We start from the raw sequence: 1,073 nt of genomic DNA, 5'->3' as shown, positions 1-1,073 counted from the left end.
CGGGTCGGCCGACGTGATGTGGACCGAACCGAGGCTGTCGGGGCGGAGGGCGAAGCCGAGCATCATGAAGCCGGGGCGGCGTTCGACGTCGTACTTCTGGATCCCGACCCCCATCGACATCGGGGTCACGAGGACCTGAGCGTCGGGACGCTCAGATTCCTCCAGCGCCTTGAAGAACCACATCATCTCGTAGGCCGGGGTGGCGATCGGACCCTTGCGCGTGAAGAGGTACTTGAAGCCCTCCCAGTTCTGGTGCTTGGTGTCGTAGATCTTCTTGTTCTGTCCGAGGTCGCTCTTGAGGCGGAACTGGATCGACAGGCAGCGGTGCTCGCGCAGGCCCTCGCCGATGTTCTCGGAGTCGACGATGACATCGACACCGGCCTCCTTGAGGACGGCTGACGGCCCGACGCCGGAGAGCTGGAGCAGCTTCGGAGAACCGAGGCTTCCGGCCGACAGGATGACCTCGCCGGTCCCCGTGGTGCGGAACTCGACGGGCGACCCTCCGGCGTTGCCGGTCACGCCGACGGCAGCGCCGTTCTCGATCAGCACCTGGGTGATCTCGACGCCGGTCCTGACCGTCAGGTTGGGGCGCTTGCGAGCCGGCTTGAGGAAGGCCTTGCCGGCACTCTGGCGCCGTCCGTTGCGGATGGTGCCGGGCGTGTAGCCGATGCGCTCCTCGTCAGAGGCGTTGATGTCCTCGACGCGCTGGTGACCCATCTTGGTCGCCGATTCCATGATCAGCGGCGACAGGTCGTCGTCGTACGTCCGGACGCCGACCTTCAGCGGGCCGCCGGCGCCACGGGTCTCGCTGCCACCGAGGGAGTGGTCCTCGATCGTCTTGTAGATGCGGAGGATCTCGTCCCAGCCCCAGCCGGGGTTGCCCTGCTCGACGATGCCGTCGAAGTCGGCCTGGGAACCACGGTTGTAGACCATGCCGTTGATGGCGCTCGAGCCGCCGATGCCACGTCCACGGAACCAGGTCTCCTGGATGCCGAACGGGGCGATCGGTTCGGTCGGGGTGAAGATGCAGTACTCCGGGTCGCCGGCGACCTTCGAGAGGCCCTTGGGCACCT

Annotated in this window: 1 protein-coding gene; it reads right to left on the bottom strand. The window is 66.5% G+C overall.

The annotated features are described in order from the left end of the window. Nucleotides 1–1,073, bottom strand: a 1,073-nt coding sequence (locus ACXJKL_RS21420; protein WP_457209008.1) for a GMC family oxidoreductase, incomplete at both ends; no start/stop codon positions are given.

The organism is Nocardioides sp. P5_C9_2, from assembly GCF_054049555.1.
The sequence above is the reverse complement of the archived record's forward strand: the minus strand, read 5'-3'. Positions and strand labels throughout refer to the sequence as shown.